We start from the raw sequence: 20,183 nt of genomic DNA on the forward strand, positions 1-20,183 counted from the left end.
CACGAAGATCAAGGCTACCACTCACGGTTTCCGGCAGTTTGAGGCCTTCAGCTGATATAAGACCACCAAGCCCAATGGTGTCGCCCACGGTTTCCGGCAGTTTGAGGCCTTCAGCGGATATAAGACCACCAAGCCAAATGTTGCCGCCCACAGTTTCCGGCAGTTTGAGGCTTTCAGCGGATATAAGACCACCAAGGTCAAGATTACCACTCACGGTTTCGGGCAGTTTGAGGCCTTCAGCGGATTTAAGACCACCAAGGTCAAGATTACCACTCACGGTTTCGGGCAGTTTGAGGCCTTCAGCGGATTCGAAGTCGAAAAGGAAAATATCACCATAATGAAATTTGAAACCACCCCGCAACCCCTCCTCATTATTCACGCTAATTTGCTCCTTGACATAACCGGTTAACAAGGAAATATCGGCTTTTTTGTCCCTGTTTTCTAAAATCTCATCAATCCGCGGATCCCTCTCGTAGCCAAATCCTTCAATATTTGATTTAAATTCATATAAAAAGCCGAGGTCGTCTTTCCCAAGCTCTTTACCGTCTTTGTGCCGCTTTTCTATTTCGGTCAGGCGCTTCATGTCTGATGTCTTTTTCTTGTATTCCTCGCCGTCCGGAAATTCTTTCAGCTTTTTGTCCACCACCTCGCCGATATAGGGATCAAGATTTTGATCCGGGGCCACGCCGCGGACTTCGGCAATATTATTTTCTTGCATGCGAATGGCGACGCGCGGAATAGTTGGTTTGCCGGATTTGTCGTAGGAATAATAGACATAAAAATCGCCGCCCTGAAGCTGGTCCTGGGCGGTTGATTCACCGGCCGTGCACCAGCCGGTGCCGTGGCCCTGAAGTGACTGCACAAGCGGCATGTGATCCGAACCTTGTTCGTATCTTACCCATTCGCCCACGGTTTTTAAAAATTCATTTTTATCATCAGGCGTGACTTTCTCGATTGCATAAGCATACAACTTGCCGAAATTCTCACCTTTGAGCAAGGCTTGAAGCTCGGGATTATCGGCCGCGCCCGAAATATCCTGCTTTTGAATCTTTTTATCAATCGCGTCAACTACATAGGCCAGGGCTTCGCGGTTCAGGTCCGGAAACGGCGCGACCGTGTCCTTGCGGCGCTTGGCAAAGGCTTTCTTTTCTTTGTCATAGCTTGAAAGCCTGAGCATACTGCGGAACGCCCAATATCGCACCCACATCGGGTAGGCATCGGCGTCGGGTGAAGAAAGATAATCCACCCAGTTGTCCAGGGTTGATTCCTGGTCCGCGATAATCACCTCGGTGAGTTGTTCTTTCATCTCGTCGGTTATTTCAATATCGCCATGGCCCTGTTCGCGCGCCAGGCGTTTTTGCAGCTCAAAATAGCTTTCCGGAACATCCTCGGGCGCGATAACATATTCTTTGTGGTAACCTTTTTTAATGCGCTCTAGCACCCGCGGGTCTTCATGATGGCCGTGGGTTTTTTTGATAACTTCAAGAAAATCGGCGATTTTCTCGGCCGGTTTGACCGATACTTCTTCGCCTTTTCGTTTTTTTCTTTCCTGCTCGCGCTCCACCGGTTCGGTGGTGTGCAATTCAGAAAATTTTTGATGTAAAAATTGTTCGCCGCGTTCCATATTATTAAAATTACAATTCAGTCTCCTCGTTCATCATTTCTTTCGCCTGTATTGAGCCCTTGCGCTTGAGCGTCGCTCTCCGGCCCTGCTTTTCCTCAATCATCTCGCGAAGATGATCCTTTACCTTGTCAATTGCTTTATAAAGATCCTTTTCGGTTTTCTCAACGCGTAAAACATCGCCCGGCACGCGCATATTCACCTCGCACCGGTAAATCTCGCCGCTTTGATGGTGCATGCTGTCCAGGCCGACTTCAACATCCGCATCGATTATTTTATCCCAAAACTTTTCCAAGCCGCCGATTTTATCAATTATATAATCCTTAATATTGTCCGTGAGCTCCATGTTGGTGCCCTTGATGCGCGTAATATTCATAATTTTATTTTAATATTTAGATTATTAATATTATTAAAATCCGGCGAAAATAATCTCTTCCTGAATTTGTATGCCCAGTTCGTCGCGCACCAGCATCTTGAGTTTACTCGTAAGCATCATAAACTGATCCGCGGTTCCCTTTCCGTTATTGACAATGAAGTTCGCGTGCTTATCCGATACCGCGAGCCCGCCCATCTCCATGCCGCGCGCGCCGACCTGATCCAGAAGCCAGCCGGCCGGAATCAGCTTTTTTGAAAGAAAATCGGCCGGAATATCCTTAACCTTGCTCTTGAGAATCGCGATGTCCGCTTCATTATTATATCTGAAATTTTTGAACGTGCAGCCCGCCGATGACCCGGCCGGCTGTGTTTCCGCGCGCTTCTTGATATACTCGTCAATTTTTTTAAGGCTCTCGGCTTTGTTTCCCGGTTTGAGTATAAGTTCGGCCGACAATATCAGGGGGTTTGTTTTTTTAAAAATACTGTCGCGGTACATGAACTGGCAGTCCTTTTTGAGGAGGCGCGTCTTTTCGCCGTGGCTGTAAACATCAACTTTGCTGATTAAATCTTTCATTGAGCCGCCAAAGCAGCCGGCATTTCCGTAAATCGCGCCGCCGATTGTGCCCGGAATCGTGGCGAGCCATTCCAGCCCGGTCAGCCCGGCGTTCACGGTTTCGCGCACCACCTGGGCGTTCATGGCCCCAGATTCAACATATAATTTTTCCGCCTGGGTGCGCAAATTTTTATTCATGGCATGGATCACCAGCCCGTCAAAACCCGCGTCCGAAAACAGGATATTGCTGCCGCCGCCCAGAACAAAATATTTCGCCCCGACTTCATAAGCCGCTTCCACGGCGTGAATCAGATCCTCGGAAGAATTTGCTTCATAAAAATATTTCGCCGGCCCTCCGATACGCAGGGTCGTGTGCTGTGACAATGGTTCATCCGTCAGAACCCGGACCAATCGGTCGGTTAGCGCTGAATGCATAAAAATTATTTATTGATTAATTCTCTTGCCGCGTCATCTATATTGCCGGCGCCCTGAAAAACCACCACGTCGCCCGGTTTGATAATATCCTGCGCCATCTTTTGGGTGTTTTGTAAATCTCCGGAGTAATGGACTTCCACGTTCGGACTGACCCCGCTGATTTGTCCGGCCAAGATTTTGGAATTAATATCCTGGTCTTCGACTTGTTCGCGGCCCGCCACGTCAAAAATGTCGGCCACGAGCAGTATATCGGTTCCGTCGAATGATTTTACGAACTGATTAAAAAGTTTCTTGGTCCGGCTGTGCTGATGCGGCTGAAAAACCCAGACCAGCCGCCGCCCGGGATAAAAGTCGCGCATTGCCTGAATGGTTGCCGCGATTTCGGTCGGATGATGGCCGTAATCGGAGATAATAATCGCGCCGTTGTTTTCGCCAACTACCTCCTGCCGGCGCCAAAGCCCGGGAAATTCAGAGAGCGACCCGGCAATTTTTTCAATATCCGCGCCGACCGAGTCTGACGCGGCGATTGCGGCCAGAGCATTTGAGATATTAAATTTTCCCGGCACGCGAAGGCTAAATTCCGAATTCAACGGTTCGCCGTCTTCTAGCGCTTTGAATATCTGCTCTCCGGGGCGCGATTCAATGTCAATCGCCTGAAACGTTGCCGTATCGCCGAACCCGAAGCTCGCGCTCGCGACGCGCGGTTCAATCAGCTCCACACTCGCCCGGTCCTCGCCGTTGTAAATCAATAATCCGTCTTCAGGCAGTTTATCAACCAGGCGCTGGAAAGCCGCGGCCACATCTTCCAGATCCCGATAATAATCAAGGTGATCTTCTTCAATATTGGTAATCACCAGAATATTGGGATTAAGATGCAGAAAATTTGCCAGATGCTCGCACGCCTCAACTACCAGATACTTGCTTTTGCCCGGCCGGAAGTTTCCGTACTCAAATGTTTTGAGTTTTGAGCCAACGATAACGGTCGGATCAAAGCCCGCGTCGGCCAAAATCTTTCCGAGCATTGCCGTAACCGTGCTCTTGCCGTGCGTGCCGCTTATTGCGATTGTAAATTTTTCGCGGCTGTATTCGCCCAAAAATTCAAAATAACTCATCTCAACCGCGCCGATTTCTCGCGCGCGCACGCGCTCGGAATTATCTTCCGCAACCGCGGAACTATAAACAACTAGTTGAACATCCGGCCCAACGTTGTCGGCACTATGCCTGATATATAATTTGATCCCCAGGGCTTCAAGCTCCCGGGTTGTCTCGGTTGGCGCGAGATCCGAACCGCTCACTTGCTTTCCGAGGAGTTTCGCCATCTTCGCGACGGCTGAAACCCCGATTCCGCCAACTCCAATAAAATGGATTTTACTGATTTTTGATAAATCCATAATTACTAATATTTTAGCTTAAAACCAATAATTTGGCAAGCAAAAAGGGGCCGTCTCGCCCCGGATTTTCGCTTAATTACGCGGTTATTTTTTCCAGATGCTGAAAATATTGTCGCTTTTGAGCCAATTTCCCGGCTCTGCCGAACGGAGGGTGTAAAAATTGCTTATTTCGCTGAATCCGGCGTCCCTTCCCGCGGATTTAAGCTCATTAAGCGTGAATGCGTGAAAATAACGAGAATGTCCGGATCCGCTCCATTCGCGCAAAATATCGCCGGGATCCAGATCCTGTTTACCGGCCAGCCGCCGCAATGTATACTTAATGTGATATTTCCAGAACATTGGCTGCCAAAGATTCCAGTTCGCCATCAAAAGCCGGCCTCCGGGCCTAAGAACCGACCAGATATTTTTTAGAACTTTCCGCCGCAGCTCATTGGACGGTATGTGGTGCAGAACCGCGGACAGTATTACCGCATCAAAATCTTTTTCTCCGATCGCGAGATCCAGCGCGTCGGCCACGCTAAAGCGCCGCTCCGGCAAATTATGGCGCGCGATTTTGACAAGATTCTCGCTCGAGTCCACGCCCAGATAGTCAATTCTCTTATCGCCGAAAATCCGCACGATCCGGCCGTTGCCGCAGCCCACATCCAGAACGCGGTCCCCTTCCTTGATATAATCGTTTAATTTATATAATGCCGGATAAACAAATTCACGCGTATTAGAAAACTCGGACGCCACGTTGTCATACGTCTCGGCATTCATCTTCAATAAATCTTGCGCAGTTTCATCTCGCATAAGATTCATTAGTATTGTCATTCCCGCCACCGCCTTCGCGAGGGTAAACTCCGGCGGGAATCCATGCCCATGGTAATTTATTTAGTTGCAACGGATAAAAATAAACCGCACATCCGTCATTCCCGCGAAGGCGGGAATCCACAACCAATTAATCTCGGGATTGCTTATTTATATTATGCCCGACTATCGACAATTCTATATCTATATTCTCGCGAGCGACAGAAATGGCACCCTCTATACCGGTGTAACGAATAATCTTAAGCGCCGAGTTCTTGAGCATAAGCAAGGAGAAGATAGCATATTCACGGCTCAATACGGCGTACATAAGCTTGTCTATTATGAAATATTCGATAATATTGAGGAGGCCATATTACGGGAAAAACAATTAAAAAAGTGGAATCGTAATTGGAAAATTAGAACAATTGAAGATTTTAATCCTCTCTGGAGCGATTTGTACGATAATATCCAATAGGATTCCCCCGGTACATTGAACCTGGATTCCCGCCTTCGCGGGAATGACATGAGTACGGCCGAATAACTAATAACTATGAAAAAAGATTTAGAATCACTTATCATCCAGAAAGCCATCAAGGAACGGATATATTCTGCAAAAGATTTTGACCGTCTCAAGCGCCGCGTTGCGTCCGGTTTAAAGTTGCCCAAACCGTCGACTGCGTCGTTGAACATAGCATATCATAAATTGATAAAATCCCGAAAAATCAAGCCGTCTCCGGAATTGGAGCGGATCATGGTCCGCCGGGCCGTGCGCACGCTCTCCGGAATCGCGCCGATCACGGTTCTCACCAAACCCTTCCCCTGTCCGGGCCGGTGCGTCTACTGCCCGACCGAGGCAACCATGCCCAAAAGCTATTTATCTAACGAGCCGGCCGCCATGCGCGCCCTGTATCTTAATTTCAATCCCTTCGCCCAGGTGGCCAAGCGCCTTCAGGCAATGCGCGACAATGGCCATCCGGTTGATAAACTGGAACTCATTGTAAAAGGCGGCACCTGGTCGGCTTACCCTGAAAAGTACAAACACTGGTTTATTAAGCGCTGCTTTGACGCGGCCAACAGCTTTGGCCGGAAAAACCGCAGCGCGAAAAATCTTCAAGCCGCGCAGAAAATAAATCAGACCGCCGCGAGCCGCGTCATCGGCCTCACGCTCGAAACCCGTCCCGACTGGGTGACGCCCAAAGAAATCGCCGGCATGCGCGCACTCGGCGCGACGCGCGTTGAACTCGGCGTGCAGTCGCTTGACGATGATATCCTGGAAATCGTAAAACGCGGCCACTTAACCGACTGGACAATCTATGCCACGCATCTCCTCAAGGACGCTGGGTTCAAAGTTGATTACCACATGATGCCCGGCTTGCCGGGATCAACGCCCGCTAAAGACGTGGCAATCTTTAAAAAACTTTTTGACGATCCCCGATTCCGGCCGGACATGATAAAAATTTATCCATGCGTGCTTTTGCCCAACTCCGAATTATTCAACTGGTGGAAGCGCGGCAAATTCGTTCCGGTCTCGGAGAAAAATCTTGTCACCGCGCTTGTAAAAATAAAATCATTTGTGCCGCGCTATGTACGCATCTCCCGGCTGGTGCGCGACTTCCCCGCTCCCGCGGTCTCCGCCGGCGCCATGGCCACCAACCTGCGCCAGGTTATCCAGGAGCGCATGAAAACGCTCGGCATCAAATGCCAGTGCCTGCGCTGCCGCGAGATCGGCCACAACCCCGGGATTGATGCCGCGAAAATTAAACCAAAATTATTTACTGATAAATATTCCGCCTCCGGCGGAACCGAATATTTTTTAAGTTTTGAAGACGCCCGGCGCCGCGTTGTCTTGGGATTTCTGCGCCTGCGCCTGCCTTCAAGCTCGAATCAGGCGGTTCTCTCGACCCTGCCCGAACTCGAGGGTGCGGCCCTGATCCGCGAGCTTCATGTCTACGGCCAGCAGATTGAACTGGGCAAATCAGCCAAAACCGCGTCCCAGCACAAAGGTCTCGGCCGGATTCTCATGAATCAGGCTGAATCAATCGCCAAAAAGAACGGTTTTTCCAAAATCGCGGTTATTGCCGGCATCGGCGTGCGTGAGTATTACAAATGCCTCGGATACGCGCAAACCGGCTCATTTATGATTAAAAAACCGCGTTAATCAACATCTTTTCCACAGTCAATCAACATCTTTACGCACTTTTAGGGGTTGACGCGATGTTTTAGCCACTGTACACTGGCTAAGCTGGCTTCATTGCCAACAAATTGAAGAACCGACTAGTTAATAATTGGTAAACCCCCTCGGGTCACTGATTTTGACCAGCCGGTTTTTTCTATATATAATAGTAGGACTATGAAACACGACATTGATGACAATCAGGTGGATACAATAATTGAACACGAACTCCGGCGCCAGCAGGATGTTCTGGAAATGATTCCGTCGGAAAACTATGTTTCTCCGGCCGTGCTCAATGCCCTTGGATCCGTCCTGACCAACAAGTACGCCGAAGGCTATCCCGGCAGACGCTACTACGGCGGCTGCGAAAATATTGATGAGATTGAAACACTGGCAATTGAACGCGCAAAAAAATTGTTCAGCGCCAACTTTGTTAATGTTCAGCCCCACTCCGGCGCGCCGGCCAACATGGCGGTTTATTTCGGCCTGCTTGAACCCGGGGACATCATTCTGGGCATGGACTTATCGCACGGCGGCCACCTGACCCACGGCCATCCGGTGACATACACGTCAAAAATTTTCAACTTCATCAGATACAAGACCGCGAGCGACGGCCTGCTTGATTATGAAAACATTCATGAACTTGCCGTCAAACATCATCCAAAAATGATTCTTGTGGGCTACAGCGCGTATTCGCGGGACATTAATTTCCAAAAAATCCACGAGATCGCCGAGGAGATTGAAGCCTACACCATGGCCGACATTGCCCACATCGCCGGCATCATCGCGGCCGGAGAAATGGCCAATCCGGTTCCCCTCTTCGATGTTGTCACCACCACGACGCACAAGACTCTCCGCGGTCCGCGCGGCGGCATGATTATGTCCAAGGACGCTGACGTGGCCAAACGCATTGATAAAGCCGTGTTCCCGGGCCTGCAGGGCGGTCCGCACGAAAACAATATCGCCGCCAAAGCCGTGGCTTTTCACGAAGCCCTTCAGCCGGAATTTAAAACCTATATCAAGCAAGTGCTTGCCAATGCCAAAGTTCTTGAACAGGAATTCAAAAAAAGCGGCATCAAAATCTGCTTTGGCCAGACCGACAATCATCTGCTCCTCCTGGATGTCACACCGCTCGGCCTCACCGGCAAGCAGGCTGAAACCGCTTTGGACGCCGCCGGCATTACGGTCAACAAAAACATGATTCCCGATGATCCCCGCTCGCCCATGGATCCCTCTGGCATCCGGCTCGGAACGCCGGCCATCACCACCCGCGGCATGAAAGAGCCGGAAATGAAACAAATCGCCGAGTGGATTATCCAAGCTCTGAAAAACCATACAAACGAATCGGAGCTTGCCAAGATTAAATCTCAAGTCAAAAAATTAACTTCAAAATTCCCCATATATTAAAAAAATATCAATAACAAAAACCGTCCCTACTTTATCCAGGGGCGGTTTTATGATTATATTAATTTAGCCGCGGAAAGGCGCTCATATCCAATATCTCCTTCTCTTCGTCACGCGAAATCACATCTTTATCTGCCAGATTAACAACCAGGGCGGAATCCTTTGTATCCACTTTTTTAATAATCGGAATCCATTCAGCCCTAAAGTCAGCCAGCTTATCGTCAAGATAATCCTTGGTTACCATTAATGCCTCTATTCGATTAAAGCGTTTATCAACTTGCTCAAACCTCTCGTCAATCTTATTAAATCGCTGTTCAATGCTCATGAATCGCTGGTCAACGCCATTGAATCTTTGATCAACTTTATTAAAGCGATCGTCAACACTATCGGCAAAAATATGCAGGGCATCCAATATTTCGTCAATTTTTGTCTCTAATTTATTCATATATATCGTTTATTAATTATAACAACTACAGTGCGCTCAATCAACGATCTGTCAAGCCCGGACAAACGTTAAAGCGGGCTTCGGATATTTTTAAGCCCGGGATTGGTCACGTGCGTGTATAATTGCGTAGTCCGGATATTCTGATGGCCAAGCAGGGCTTGCACATAGCGCACGTCAGTGCCATTTTCCAGCAAATGCGTGGCAAAACTGTGCCGAAGCGCGTGGAATCCGGCGGGCTTGTTAATCCCAGCGCGCTTCACGCAGTCAGAAAATACTCTTTGCGCCGTCCGGGTCGTAAGCCGGCCGCCGCGTTCGCTCAAAAACAGGTATTCATCCCCTGTTTTTCCGGCCGCTAAATTCAGCAGTTCGGCCTTAATTCGCTCCGGTATAACCGAAACCCGATCCTTACCGCCTTTTGCCTCGCGAATATTCAGCATAAGCTCATCAAAATCCACATCGCGTACGCGCAGTCCGACAACCTCACTCACCCTCAACCCCGCGCCATACGCCAGGGCAATGAGAAGCCGGTGCTTAGCATTACGGCAGACATTCAGAATCCGCCCAATCTCATCGCGCGTCAGAACCACCGGCAATTTTTGCGACCTCTTCACCGCCCTCACTTCAAGCAACCCGTGGCTTTTTACCACTTGCCGGTAAAAAAATTTAATCGCATTCAGCCATAAATTAATGGTTTGCGGCGATAATCCCCTATCCCGCGCGTACAATATAAAATCCCGCACATTTTCCGAATCGGCAACCGCAAAATTATGCTTTTTGAATAAAAAATACTCCTTAATCGCCCGCCGATAACTATCAATTGTCTTGGGACTATAATTACGCACTTTAAGCTCTTTTTCCGTCTGTTCTAAATATTCTTGCATATATCAATGAATTATTGCTAAAATACCCTTATGCCCTTATATTCATTATCCCCCAACCACCACCCAACACACAACTTTTGGGTGTTGTCATCTTTTTTCAACATATAAGAACGAGTTAGCTGAAATATTCCTTTTCTTTTTTGGGCTATCGCCCAATTGTTTTAAGAAATTTTCAAATTTCTTTTTCATTAATTATAGAGGGGAATATGGAGTTTTCTTCGCTCCGCTACGAAAACGATTTATTTATAAGGGGAAAACTAGTACAATACATTTGCATTACTTGAATATAAATTATGATGTCTCAAACAACGCTGTTCGGCGAAAAGTACAAAATACACCAATTTCCAAGAACTCAATATTTGGGAAGCAAGGAGAAGCTTATCAAGTGGATTCTTGAAATTGCCCCAAAAGATATTGGAACTGTTTTTGATGCTTTTAGTGGCACATCTGTTGTTGGTTATTATTTTAAAGATGGAGGCTATAAGGTTTATAGTAATGACTTTTTAAAATGTAACTCTTTAATTTCTAAAGCTTTAATTGAAAATCAAAATATCACTCTTGATAAAAATGATATAGATATTTTGTTAGACGAAACTACAAAAGCTGATAATCTAATCGAAAAGATTTTTACTGGAGTTTTTTTTGAAAAAGACCAAGCAAAATTTTTAGATATATTTAGAGCCAATGTTGAAAAACTAGACAACGAGTATAAAAAAGCATTGGCTTTAGCTTTAATGAATAGATCTCTGACAAGAAAAATTACATTAGGTCATTTTGCTCACTTAAAAGCAATTGAATACAGTAAAAATCCAGATAGAATTAAAAGAAATGCAAGTTTAGCAAAACACCTAAAAGATATTTTTCAAAGTCTTGTTCATTCATATAATCATGCAATTTTTGATAATAAAAAAAGGAACAAAGTTTTTTGCGAAGATACAATTTCTTTGCTTCCAAAACTTCAAGATGTCGATTTGGCTTATTTTGATCCACCTTATGTTGGCTGTCACCCAGACTACCAAGCATTTTATCATTTTTTAGAAACTTTTGTTCAGTACTGGAAAAATAAAGAATTTGTAAATGGCACAAAGTCATATTTTCCCAAAAAAGAAAGTGGATTTGTTCAAAAAACGGATATTGAAAAATCTTTTGAAAAACTTTTTGAAAACAGCAAACATATTCCTTATTGGTTAGTTTCTTACAATAGCAAGAGTTATCCAGAGAAAGAAAGAATGATCGAACTTATCAAAAAGCACAAAAAGGTAAAAGTGTACGAAAACGAATACTCAAATCATTATGGCGGGAAAGGAAGCCGTAAAGGAACAGTTGAATATTTATTTTATTGCTATAACTAAAACATTATGAATCATAAAATCTACCAACAACTCAAAAAACTATACGACGCAAACGACTTTGAAAAATTACTCAAAGATTCAAATAGTTTGCTTTTTCTGAAAATTCGTTCAATCACAAGAAAAGCCTTGCTTGTTGAATTTGCAGAAAAAATTGACATCGATCCCAATCAGGGTACCAACGATTTAATTGAACAAATCGTAAATAACCCAAAAACTGAAAAAGCTATTGATAAATTTATCAATGACAAATTCCAAAATGAAAGAAAGGAAAGAAAAATCTATGAAGATAAACTCATTTCGGAATTATATAAACTGAAAATTTTCGATTGGGGTGGTCTGTATCAAAACAATCTTGAACGAACGATAGTTGATAACTACATCAAAAAAATTAAAAACTTTGATGTTTTAATGGACAAAATTGATAACGAAATACACGAAAGTTTAAAGGGATATGTTTTGTGTTCTTGGTTTAATCACTGGACTTCAATTTTGATCGAAGATATTTTTAAGGAACACAAGAGAGTGTTACCAACGATTGGGTTAATCAAAAAAGTTGATTTTTTTGTCGATCAAATACCTTTCGACCTTAAAGTAACTTATTTTCCGGACGGATTCATGGCTTTAAAACGAAAAGAAAAAGGACTAAAACCGGAACTTACTGAACTCAAACAAATCGCCAAAGCAAATAAAATCAAATTTGACTCAACACAAAAAAATAAATCTCTCCTTTCTGAACTGTTAATCAGACTATCCGAGAGTCATCTTGAACCAGCTAAAAAAGCGATAACAGAATTTCACAAAACGAGATGGAAAATAATTGAAGAAGCAATGGAAAATAAAAAAGGGCTCATTAAATGGCTTTATGAGGAACAAGGCGAAAGGCGTTTTGATTCTGCTAATCGTTTATTTTTAGTATTGATAGAAAAAAATAATCTTGAGGAAAGCTGGAAACTCAAACGCAATATTGATTTTCTAAAAGAAAGTGTCGGGTCTTATCTTGATAAGTTTAAAATCAACGATAATTTAGAGATCAATTTTGACTGGAAAGATGAAAAATACACATCTGTTTCAGATGCCTTGTTTATAGTGAAAGAATAAAGATTATGGAAGAATTTATAACTAAATGGCAAACATTGATTGGCTCCGCACTTGGTCCTTTTCTTGCGGTTATTCTTTCAGCTATAGGTTTTTGGATAAAATCAATCATAGAAGGTAAGAAAGAGCGAAAAGAATTTTTGCGACGAATAGAAATTGGAATTACTCGAAGTCTTGATGATACATTCAAAACTCGAATAAAACTCCAATATTTTGTATCAAGATTGAGAACACTAATTACAGACATCAGAAAAATAACAGACATTAAACATTTTTCTCTTGAAACCATAAACTACCCAACCATACGCGATATTTATAAAGACGTCGATTTAGCAAATTTCAAGGTTAAAAGCTACTATCTACACAACATGCTTTTATGGGCTGACGCAGGAATCAAAGAAACAAATGAAACAGTAATCAGTCTAAAAAATGACTTTGCTGAATTGCAGAGAAAAAACGAACTACATATTATCTTAATGAGACAAAACCAAACACCAAATCCCGCCCAACAAAGAGCAGAATACGCCGACAATCTTGAATCATTTGCAAACGCCATAGATGAATTTATAACAAAATTCATGAAACAGGGCGTCGAGATATTGACTCAAATTAAAATTTATAACGAACATTTACGGAAAAAACATGGTTATTGGTTTTTATGGAAATGTGAAGGAACTAAATTTAAGTATTTTCGCAATAAAACCGAACAGAAAAATTTCTCAAGAAATCTTGACTCAATGGAAAGAATTGACAAAATTATCCAGAAAGAAGTTGGTGATGCTATCAAAGACGCAGAAGCCAGAGCCTCGAAACTACAACAATAAGATGTTTTCGGTCGGGGCAATTCACCCCTTTAATTCCCCTCTTGCCACTCCCTCAAACGAAAAAGAAATATTGTGTTTTGGATTTTGGGCATTCACCCCTAACCCCTCTGCCCAAAATCCAAAACGGAAAAAGAAATTTGAAAATTTTTTAAAACAAGTTTTCTTATCAGAAAACAAAAGAAAAGGAATACATCAGCTAACAGCGTATATCTGGTTCGCGCTTGCCTAACGGCAAATGCTCACCCATATTGCTCCCTGCGGTCGCAACATCAGATATACGCGAACGTTGTGCGGCATTGGCTTTCCATTTTTACTTCTTGAACATTCAATTATTTGGGCAGTTTTTTGAAAAATAAAATGACCCGTCAGCAGTTTGCCAAACGGGTCGTACAGATGAGGGGCGGCGGGGCGCGTTATTGCTCAGCAAGACTTCATCCTTCCAGTCTCGAAGTCACCTCCCTGAAGTGTTTACCGAGTTCCGGAAATGCAGAACCGCCGCGGATCTCATGAACTCGTCTGCAGATGGTCTTACGTTGCCGTTCTGGAAAAACAGATTCCTTGAGAACTTCCAGCAACGTAATAGCCTTCTGTCTCCGCGCGTTGTCTTCTGCGTCCATGGTAGCGTCGCGATATCCGGAAGGATTGTACCTTGGCTTCACGGCTTCCTCAATCTTGTCGAGGAGTACTTGTGCCACTGATCTTTTTTCGCTCATGTCGCACCTCCTTTTATTACGCTAGCGACTCTTTCTTTTACCACAACCGCGCCCCGCCTGTCAAGAGATGGCAACTGCCCAAATAATTGAATAAAATGGAAAGTCAACATCGTATAACAAAGTATATTTGGCTCTGCTCCTCTCCCGCCGTTGGCGGGTTCGTCGCTCCGCCCAAATTGGCTTCCGTTCCGGCGGTGTGCTTTCGCACAATTAAACCGCCTCCACTCCAGCCAACTTCATATATACTTAAACGTTAAATCCAATAGCGATTGTAATTGATAATCCCATCCCAAAGGCAGTGCTTAACGATAACTTAATAAATGTCTAAAATTTTATAAAATTATGAAGATAAAAATTTTAGGTTCGGGTGCATGGGAAGGAATTCCAGTTCCATTCTGTAAATGTAAAATTTGCGAATCAGCAAAGAAACCTAATTCAAAAGATAACAGAACAAGACCGCAAATTTCAATTGAATCGGATGAAGGGCAATTTTTGATAGAAATAAGTCCTGACATTCGCATTCAATCCACAAAATTTAATTTACCAAATATTAGCAATTTCCTAATAAGTCACTGGCATTTTGACCACATGTATGGCTTATTAGAACTTCATGCATGGATAGAATTTGTTTTAGGACAAAAATCAAAATTATTTTGCTCTCAAAAGACAAAAGAATGGCTCGACCAGAGTTTTGGACATATACCAAAAGAAATAATTGTAGTCAAGCCATTTGAAAAATTTGATTTATTTGGCACAAAAATTACTCCGATACCTCTTTATCACATGAGTGGGCGAGATAATAATACAAAAGAAAACGAATTAGATAATGCGTATGGTTTTCTTTTAGAAAAAAATGGTAAAAAGGCAATTTATCTCGCCGATTACTATAAATTGCCAAATAAATCTTTAGAACTTGTAAAAGATTCCGATATTATTATTGCTGATGGAACTTATCTTTTTGAAGAATCTTTTCCAGACAAACCAGAGCAAAATAATTTAAAAACTGACCCAGACCATTTGCATGGAAAACAAATTCTTGATTTTGTTAGCGGATTGAATGCTAAGAAAGTGATTTTTCATAGTATTTCACATTTAACAGAAAAATCACATGAGGAACTTCAAAAATTGCTCCCAAAAAATATGTTTATTTCTTATGATGGAATGGAACTGGAATTATAAACGCACTGCCTTTTCCCACCCTTAAAATAGCAATCGCTACTCCTTCGCTCCATTTCATTCCGCTCGGGCACGTTGCACTCTCCTCACTTCGTTCGTCGGCGGATTTAACAGGGCTTAAAGGGTTCGCTCGTTACACTTCGCTCTCCCAAATTTTTTGTGTGCGACAAAAAACTTCCCTTAAGCCCGATGTTATGTGAAATTTTTGTCCTATTTTTATCTATATGAACATAAAAAAAACTATTTTTAAAACCATTCTTATAAATATTCTACTAGTTACAATTACAGCTATTATCTTAAGTTCGGTGTATTTACTTTCAGCACAAAAGACCGATCCAAAAAATTACTTACATATGGAATATTTAGATGACGAATTGCAGAATGGTCATTACATATGTCCGCATTTATGGGACAGATACTCCTATGCATGTGGCACAGGGGACTTAATTTATACTTTTGTTGTAGGTACTGTTGGTATAATTTTCCTTGCGTACATTCCACTTGGTCCAACTGCAGAATATGCGATTTTGAATTATGCAATTCTTTTGATAATTTTTATCACTGTTTATATTGTGTCCAAAAATAGTACAAAAACATCACATAACAGCGTATAGCAGACTACGCTTCGCTCCGTCCAAATTGCTATGCAACTTCTGCTATACGTAAACGTTAGGCGAAATAACAAAAATTACCAATATGATATATATAATCTGGTTAGTCTTACTTAGCCTCTTTGTTTTTTCTTTCCTTGTTCCCAAATTTCCTATCTGGATTCCTGTTTTAGCCTATTTATTGGTAGTTGGCGTGAGAGTTAAAGAAAAATATGGGAATTACTTAGATTGGATTGAAAAAAACCACCGCGATGAAGAGCGAGCGATTGATGCAAATTTGCATGATTTCGAAATTAAAGGGTTGGCCACAAGCGGAATGCGACTAAAGCAGGAAAATCATATTAAAAAAGACTTCGAGTATGAACGAAAAAAACAAAAAAGACAAAGAGACACAGAGCTAATCGATTGCTTATTCATAAAAAAGTAATTTTTGTTACATCGCCTAACACGGCATATCTGACTTCGCTTAAAAAACAGATAATTTTATTTACTAATATGCTACAATTATGTACGTACCCGCATGGATTTTCTTCGTCATTATGATAGCTATGGCAGCTGCAACTATAGTAATTGATGATCACATAAAAAAGCAGAATAACAAACTAGAAGATCGAATTGATGATATCGAAAAAAGAATTAATGGTATTGAGGATTTTGTTGGTTTAGACGAAACGGCCCTAAAAGTACATAAGGAGTTGAAGATGGAGCAAGAGATGGATGAAATAACAAGGAATTCTTTTAATAAACAAGCTGGAAGGAATGTAAAATGAACATAGGATTATCTATTTTTTTAGCTCCGCCCATATTCCGCGCACACATTTTAATTAATAAATTGGGAGTGCGCGAAACATCGGATATGCCGAAACGTTATGTGAAGTAATAATAATTCACTATTGCCCTTAAAATGGAAAAAAAGATTAACAAATTCATCTATTGGACGCCGAGAATATTATCAATAATGTTCATTTTATTCTTGATGCTGTTTTCTTTGGACATCTTTGACATGGATTTGAATTTTTGTGAAACTCTCGTTGGTCTGTTTATGCATAATATCCCCGCATTATTCCTGTTGATCATTTTAATAATTTCCTGGAAATATGAAATTGTCGGAGGAATCGCCTTTATTCTCGCGGGGCTACTCTATATCCTGTTGCTGGCAATGAATCCCGTATTTGGATGGTATATGCTGTCATGGCCGGTAACAATTTCCGGTCCGGCATTTTTAATAGGAACATTATTTTTGGTTGGCTGGTTTTTAAAAAGAAAATCCAATAAAAATATTACTAAAATTTAACTAAAAAAATTATGAAAAAAACATTTTTTATGTTTGCCGCATGCCTGGGATTTATCATAATTTTATCCGGCTGCCAAACTTATTCTCCGGATATATCAACCGAATCACCCGGCATAGAAGACGCCCTTCAGCCGGTCGGCCTGGCAAATCCGGCATCGGAAAATTGCGTACAAAAAGGCGGCACCTTGGAAATGCGAACGAACAAAAACGGCGAATACGGAGTTTGCCTTTTTGAAGACAACCGCCAATGCGAAGAATGGGCGCTTTTCCGCGGCAATTGTCCGGTTGGCGGTTTAAAAATCACGGGCTATGACAACGACGCCGAGATATATTGCGCCATCACCGGCGGACAGGTTGAAGGCGTGGGAACCGAAACTCCGATGTGCAAAAGAATCGACGGTACATATTGCAACGCCCAATCCAACCTGGATGGCGAATGCCCGGACCCGAATGATCCGAATCCCAACGCCGGAAATGTGGAAGCGCCGTAAAAAGATATAAATGAAAAAACCAAAACTGATAAGAATTGATCTGGACAAGCCGATTACCCGGCTTGTGGGCAAGAGTGATCACAAAACACTGGGAATCTGGGCGGCTGACTGCGCCGAGCGGGTATTGCACTATTTTGAAGAAAAATATCCAAAAGATAATCGTCCCCAAAAAGCAATCAAGGCGCTCCGAACGTGGGTTAAGACCGGGGTGTTTAAAATGGCGGATATACGCGGATATTCGCTTGCGGCTCACGCGGCCGCCCGCGAAGTGAAGGAAGATGACGACGCGGCCCGGTCCGCCGCCCGCGCCGCCGGCCAGGCGGTGGCGACCGCGCATGTTCAGACTCACGCGATCGGCGCCGCAATCTATGCCGCCACCGCGGTCCGCGACGCGACCGGCTCAATTGATGCCGCGGCCAAGGAACGCGACTGGCAATACCGCCGCCTGCTCAAAATGATAAAATAAATTTATGGAATTTCTTGACATCGTTGACCAAAACGACAATGTCATCGGCACGGCTTCCCGGAACGAAGTCTACGAAAAATCGCTGTGCCACCGCATCGCGCATGTTTTAATATTCAACGAAGAAGGAAAAATTGTTTTACAAAAAAGAAGCGATAAAGTATGCTTTTGCCCGGGCCACTGGTCAACCGCGGTCGGCGGTCATGTGCAAACCGGCGAAACCTATGAGCAAGCCGCTCTGCGCGAATATCAGGAAGAACTAGGGGCGAAAAGCATACTGGAGTTTGTCGGGAAAGACTTATATAATGTTCCCCATACTCCCAATAAATTTCTAACCACCTTCAGAACACAGTTCAATGGTCCATTCGATCCGGACGCTGAAGAGGTTTCCGAAGTCGGAATGTTCGATATCCAGGAAATACAAACAATGCTCGAGCGCGGAGAAAAATTTCACCCTGAATTAATATTTATTCTAAAAAAGTATTATCTATGAAAATACCAAAAAAGGCAGTAACTATTTCATTAATAATCATCGCGACTATTTTCGCGGTCTTCTTCGTGAGATTTTTCCTCGGCGGGCCGGAAGACAGCTGGATTTGCGTTAACGGCGAATGGGTTCAGCATGGAGCGCCGAGCATGCCCATGCCGGACGAACCGTGCACTCCTGTCAAAAATACCGCCACTGTAACAATCTCGGACGTCACGCTCTATCGCGGAACATGGTTTGATATTGAATATCCCAACGGCTTTACTCCAAGCCCGACAACTCCGACCGAAATCCGCGAAGGCGCAACGTACGTACAGACCGACGAAGCGCGCTTTGTTTCTCCGGACGGAACGATTGAATTTTTTGTCTTTTCACCGCTGTGGGGCGGAGATCCGGCCGATTATCTGACCATCGGCCCGGCGGAAGAATTGGTTGATGAAGAAACCCAGGAAAGCGGAGCCGGCGTTGACAGTAAAATCACGCGATGGGTCACCGTAAGGGCAACCGACGGCTCATACTACCGTTCATTCGTATCAATCAAAAGCCAGGTGGGAACCGGGAGCGATTTGCATCATGTATTCGGCATAAAATACCGCGACAATGAAACATACGAATTGTACCGGGATGCTTATGTTGATTTCAAAAATTCTTTAAATCAGTACTCTGATTAAAATATGAAAAATATTATTGTCACCGGCGCCACCGGACAAATCGGTTCCGAGCTGGTCATTGAATTAAGAAAAAAGTACGGCGAGCGGCAGGTCGTGGCCGTCGGCCATTCCAAGCCCATGTCCGGAGAATTAGCCAACGGTCCTTTTGAAACCGTTGATGTCACCGATAAAGCCGCGCTGGAAGAACTGGTGAACAAATACCAGCCGGACGCGATTTTCCACCTGGTCGGAATATTATCCGCCACCGGCGAAAAAAATCCCGAACTGGCCTGGAATATCAACATGGGCGGCCTAAAAAATGTTCTGGACATCGCGCGCGACCGCCATATAGAAAAAGTTTTCTGGCCGAGCTCAATCGCGGCGTTCGGACCGACCACGCCCCGCGACAACACGCCGCAGCATACGGTTCTGGAACCCACTACCATGTACGGCGTGACCAAGGTCGCCGGAGAGCTTTTATGCCAGTATTATTGGAAAAAGTACGGACTGGACGTCCGGAGCTTGCGCTATCCGGGTTTAATCAGCTATAAAACACCCCCTGGGGGCGGCACGACCGATTACGCCGTGGCGATCTATTTTGAAGCCATAAAAAACAAGAAATATGAATGCTTTGTCGGGCCGGATACCGTTCTGCCCATGATGTATATGCCCGACGCGGTCCGCGCCACTATTGAGCTCATGGAAGCGCCGGCCGAAAATATTAAAGTCCGAACCAGCTATAATTTGACGGCCATGAGTTTTTCCGCCGAAGAACTTGCCCGGTCGGTTAGCGATTCAATAAAAGACTTCACCTGCACTTATCATCCCGACGAGCGGCAGAAAATCGCGGATTCGTGGCCGCGGTCAATTGACGACCGCGCGGCCCGGGCGGACTGGGGCTGGAATCATATCTTTGATCTGAAAAAAATGAGCGAAGATATGTTAAAAAATATTCAATAA

At 44.0% G+C, this 20,183-nt stretch carries 25 protein-coding genes; 16 read left to right on the top strand and 9 right to left on the bottom strand.

The features are described from left to right. The 5 genes from PHW53_03690 to PHW53_03710 form a co-directional block, all read right to left on the bottom strand. On the bottom strand, nucleotides 1–1,624 hold a 1,624-nt coding region (locus PHW53_03690), incomplete at its 3' end, for a hypothetical protein (protein ID MDD4995537.1). 10 nt (nucleotides 1,625–1,634) lie between these two features. Next, nucleotides 1,635–1,997 carry a ribosome-associated translation inhibitor RaiA gene (raiA, locus tag PHW53_03695; GenBank protein MDD4995538.1) on the bottom strand — a complete coding sequence of 121 codons (363 nt, stop codon included), beginning with the start codon at nucleotides 1,995–1,997 and terminating at the stop codon, nucleotides 1,635–1,637. A 33-nt stretch (nucleotides 1,998–2,030) separates the two neighbouring features. Next, entirely contained in the window at nucleotides 2,031–2,984 is a 954-nt protein-coding gene (gene murB, locus PHW53_03700) for a UDP-N-acetylmuramate dehydrogenase (GenBank protein MDD4995539.1), read from the bottom strand. A 5-nt stretch (nucleotides 2,985–2,989) separates the two neighbouring features. Continuing rightward, nucleotides 2,990–4,375, bottom strand: coding sequence for a UDP-N-acetylmuramate--L-alanine ligase (murC, locus tag PHW53_03705; protein ID MDD4995540.1), 1,386 nt, complete (start codon nucleotides 4,373–4,375; stop codon nucleotides 2,990–2,992). Between the two features lie 84 nt (nucleotides 4,376–4,459). Next, nucleotides 4,460–5,167, bottom strand: coding sequence for a class I SAM-dependent methyltransferase (locus PHW53_03710; protein ID MDD4995541.1), 708 nt, complete (start codon nucleotides 5,165–5,167; stop codon nucleotides 4,460–4,462). 175 nt (nucleotides 5,168–5,342) lie between these two features. On the opposite strand from PHW53_03710, the gene PHW53_03715 reads away from it, so the two are divergent. From PHW53_03715 to PHW53_03725, 3 genes are all read left to right on the top strand, one after another. After that, on the top strand, nucleotides 5,343–5,639 hold the full coding sequence (locus tag PHW53_03715; protein MDD4995542.1) for a GIY-YIG nuclease family protein: 297 nt from the start codon (nucleotides 5,343–5,345) through the stop codon (nucleotides 5,637–5,639). A gap of 75 nt (nucleotides 5,640–5,714) precedes the next feature. Further along, a complete protein-coding gene (locus PHW53_03720) occupies nucleotides 5,715–7,322 on the top strand; it encodes a tRNA uridine(34) 5-carboxymethylaminomethyl modification radical SAM/GNAT enzyme Elp3 (protein MDD4995543.1) in 1,608 nt (535 codons plus the stop codon). Nucleotides 7,323–7,514: 192 nt separating this feature from the next. Then, nucleotides 7,515–8,744, top strand: a complete 1,230-nt coding sequence (locus PHW53_03725; protein ID MDD4995544.1) for a serine hydroxymethyltransferase — start codon at nucleotides 7,515–7,517, stop codon at nucleotides 8,742–8,744. A 58-nt stretch (nucleotides 8,745–8,802) separates the two neighbouring features. Here the strand turns inward: PHW53_03725 and PHW53_03730 are convergent, their stop codons facing one another. Both PHW53_03730 and PHW53_03735 read right to left on the bottom strand, forming a co-directional pair. Then, nucleotides 8,803–9,186, bottom strand: coding sequence for a hypothetical protein (locus tag PHW53_03730; GenBank protein MDD4995545.1), 384 nt, complete (start codon nucleotides 9,184–9,186; stop codon nucleotides 8,803–8,805). 68 nt (nucleotides 9,187–9,254) lie between these two features. After that, nucleotides 9,255–10,067: a tyrosine-type recombinase/integrase gene (locus PHW53_03735; protein ID MDD4995546.1), complete on the bottom strand. Its 813-nt coding sequence runs from the start codon at nucleotides 10,065–10,067 to the stop codon at nucleotides 9,255–9,257. Nucleotides 10,068–10,360: 293 nt separating this feature from the next. Here PHW53_03735 and PHW53_03740 point away from each other — a divergent pair, with 293 nt between their 5' ends. The 3 genes from PHW53_03740 to PHW53_03750 are packed head-to-tail and all read left to right on the top strand — an operon-like array spanning nucleotide 10,361 to nucleotide 13,338. Beyond that, nucleotides 10,361–11,419: a DNA adenine methylase gene (locus PHW53_03740; GenBank protein ID MDD4995547.1), complete on the top strand. Its 1,059-nt coding sequence runs from the start codon at nucleotides 10,361–10,363 to the stop codon at nucleotides 11,417–11,419. A 6-nt stretch (nucleotides 11,420–11,425) separates the two neighbouring features. After that, the gene (locus tag PHW53_03745; protein ID MDD4995548.1) at nucleotides 11,426–12,517 is read left to right on the top strand and encodes a hypothetical protein; all 1,092 of its coding nucleotides are present in this window, start codon (nucleotides 11,426–11,428) and stop codon (nucleotides 12,515–12,517) included. Between the two features lie 5 nt (nucleotides 12,518–12,522). Next, complete coding sequence (locus tag PHW53_03750) at nucleotides 12,523–13,338, top strand: hypothetical protein (GenBank protein ID MDD4995549.1); 816 nt, start codon at nucleotides 12,523–12,525, stop codon at nucleotides 13,336–13,338. A 21-nt stretch (nucleotides 13,339–13,359) separates the two neighbouring features. On the opposite strand, the gene PHW53_03755 is transcribed toward PHW53_03750, so the two are convergent. Both PHW53_03755 and PHW53_03760 read right to left on the bottom strand, forming a co-directional pair. Beyond that, nucleotides 13,360–13,515: a hypothetical protein gene (locus PHW53_03755; GenBank protein ID MDD4995550.1), complete on the bottom strand. Its 156-nt coding sequence runs from the start codon at nucleotides 13,513–13,515 to the stop codon at nucleotides 13,360–13,362. Between the two features lie 254 nt (nucleotides 13,516–13,769). Continuing rightward, complete coding sequence (locus PHW53_03760; protein MDD4995551.1) at nucleotides 13,770–14,051, bottom strand: hypothetical protein; 282 nt, start codon at nucleotides 14,049–14,051, stop codon at nucleotides 13,770–13,772. Nucleotides 14,052–14,393: 342 nt separating this feature from the next. On the opposite strand from PHW53_03760, the gene PHW53_03765 reads away from it, so the two are divergent. The 10 genes from PHW53_03765 to PHW53_03810 all read left to right on the top strand — a co-directional run bounded on the left by PHW53_03765 (nucleotide 14,394) and on the right by PHW53_03810 (nucleotide 20,183). After that, the gene (locus tag PHW53_03765) at nucleotides 14,394–15,230 is read left to right on the top strand and encodes an MBL fold metallo-hydrolase (GenBank protein ID MDD4995552.1); all 837 of its coding nucleotides are present in this window, start codon (nucleotides 14,394–14,396) and stop codon (nucleotides 15,228–15,230) included. Between the two features lie 221 nt (nucleotides 15,231–15,451). After that, nucleotides 15,452–15,841: a hypothetical protein gene (locus PHW53_03770; GenBank protein MDD4995553.1), complete on the top strand. Its 390-nt coding sequence runs from the start codon at nucleotides 15,452–15,454 to the stop codon at nucleotides 15,839–15,841. A gap of 82 nt (nucleotides 15,842–15,923) precedes the next feature. Then, complete coding sequence (locus PHW53_03775) at nucleotides 15,924–16,265, top strand: hypothetical protein (protein ID MDD4995554.1); 342 nt, start codon at nucleotides 15,924–15,926, stop codon at nucleotides 16,263–16,265. A 121-nt stretch (nucleotides 16,266–16,386) separates the two neighbouring features. Then, a complete protein-coding gene (locus PHW53_03780; GenBank protein MDD4995555.1) occupies nucleotides 16,387–16,608 on the top strand; it encodes a hypothetical protein in 222 nt (73 codons plus the stop codon). Nucleotides 16,609–16,742: 134 nt separating this feature from the next. After that, the gene (locus PHW53_03785; protein ID MDD4995556.1) at nucleotides 16,743–17,132 is read left to right on the top strand and encodes a hypothetical protein; all 390 of its coding nucleotides are present in this window, start codon (nucleotides 16,743–16,745) and stop codon (nucleotides 17,130–17,132) included. Between the two features lie 11 nt (nucleotides 17,133–17,143). Next, nucleotides 17,144–17,623 (top strand): DUF333 domain-containing protein, encoded by a 480-nt coding sequence (locus tag PHW53_03790; GenBank protein ID MDD4995557.1) that lies wholly within the window; start codon nucleotides 17,144–17,146, stop codon nucleotides 17,621–17,623. A 10-nt stretch (nucleotides 17,624–17,633) separates the two neighbouring features. After that, nucleotides 17,634–18,089, top strand: coding sequence for a hypothetical protein (locus PHW53_03795; protein ID MDD4995558.1), 456 nt, complete (start codon nucleotides 17,634–17,636; stop codon nucleotides 18,087–18,089). A 4-nt stretch (nucleotides 18,090–18,093) separates the two neighbouring features. Then, on the top strand, nucleotides 18,094–18,579 hold the full coding sequence (locus tag PHW53_03800; protein MDD4995559.1) for an NUDIX domain-containing protein: 486 nt from the start codon (nucleotides 18,094–18,096) through the stop codon (nucleotides 18,577–18,579). After that, a complete protein-coding gene (locus PHW53_03805) occupies nucleotides 18,576–19,244 on the top strand; it encodes a hypothetical protein (protein MDD4995560.1) in 669 nt (222 codons plus the stop codon). Before PHW53_03800 ends, PHW53_03805 begins: the two co-directional genes overlap by 4 nt. A 3-nt stretch (nucleotides 19,245–19,247) precedes the next feature. After that, entirely contained in the window at nucleotides 19,248–20,183 is a 936-nt protein-coding gene (locus tag PHW53_03810; protein MDD4995561.1) for an NAD-dependent epimerase/dehydratase family protein, read from the top strand.

The sequence above is a fragment of the Patescibacteria group bacterium genome (assembly GCA_028710985.1).
GTDB lineage: Bacteria > Patescibacteriota > Patescibacteriia > JAHJFT01 > JAHJFT01 > JAQTTB01.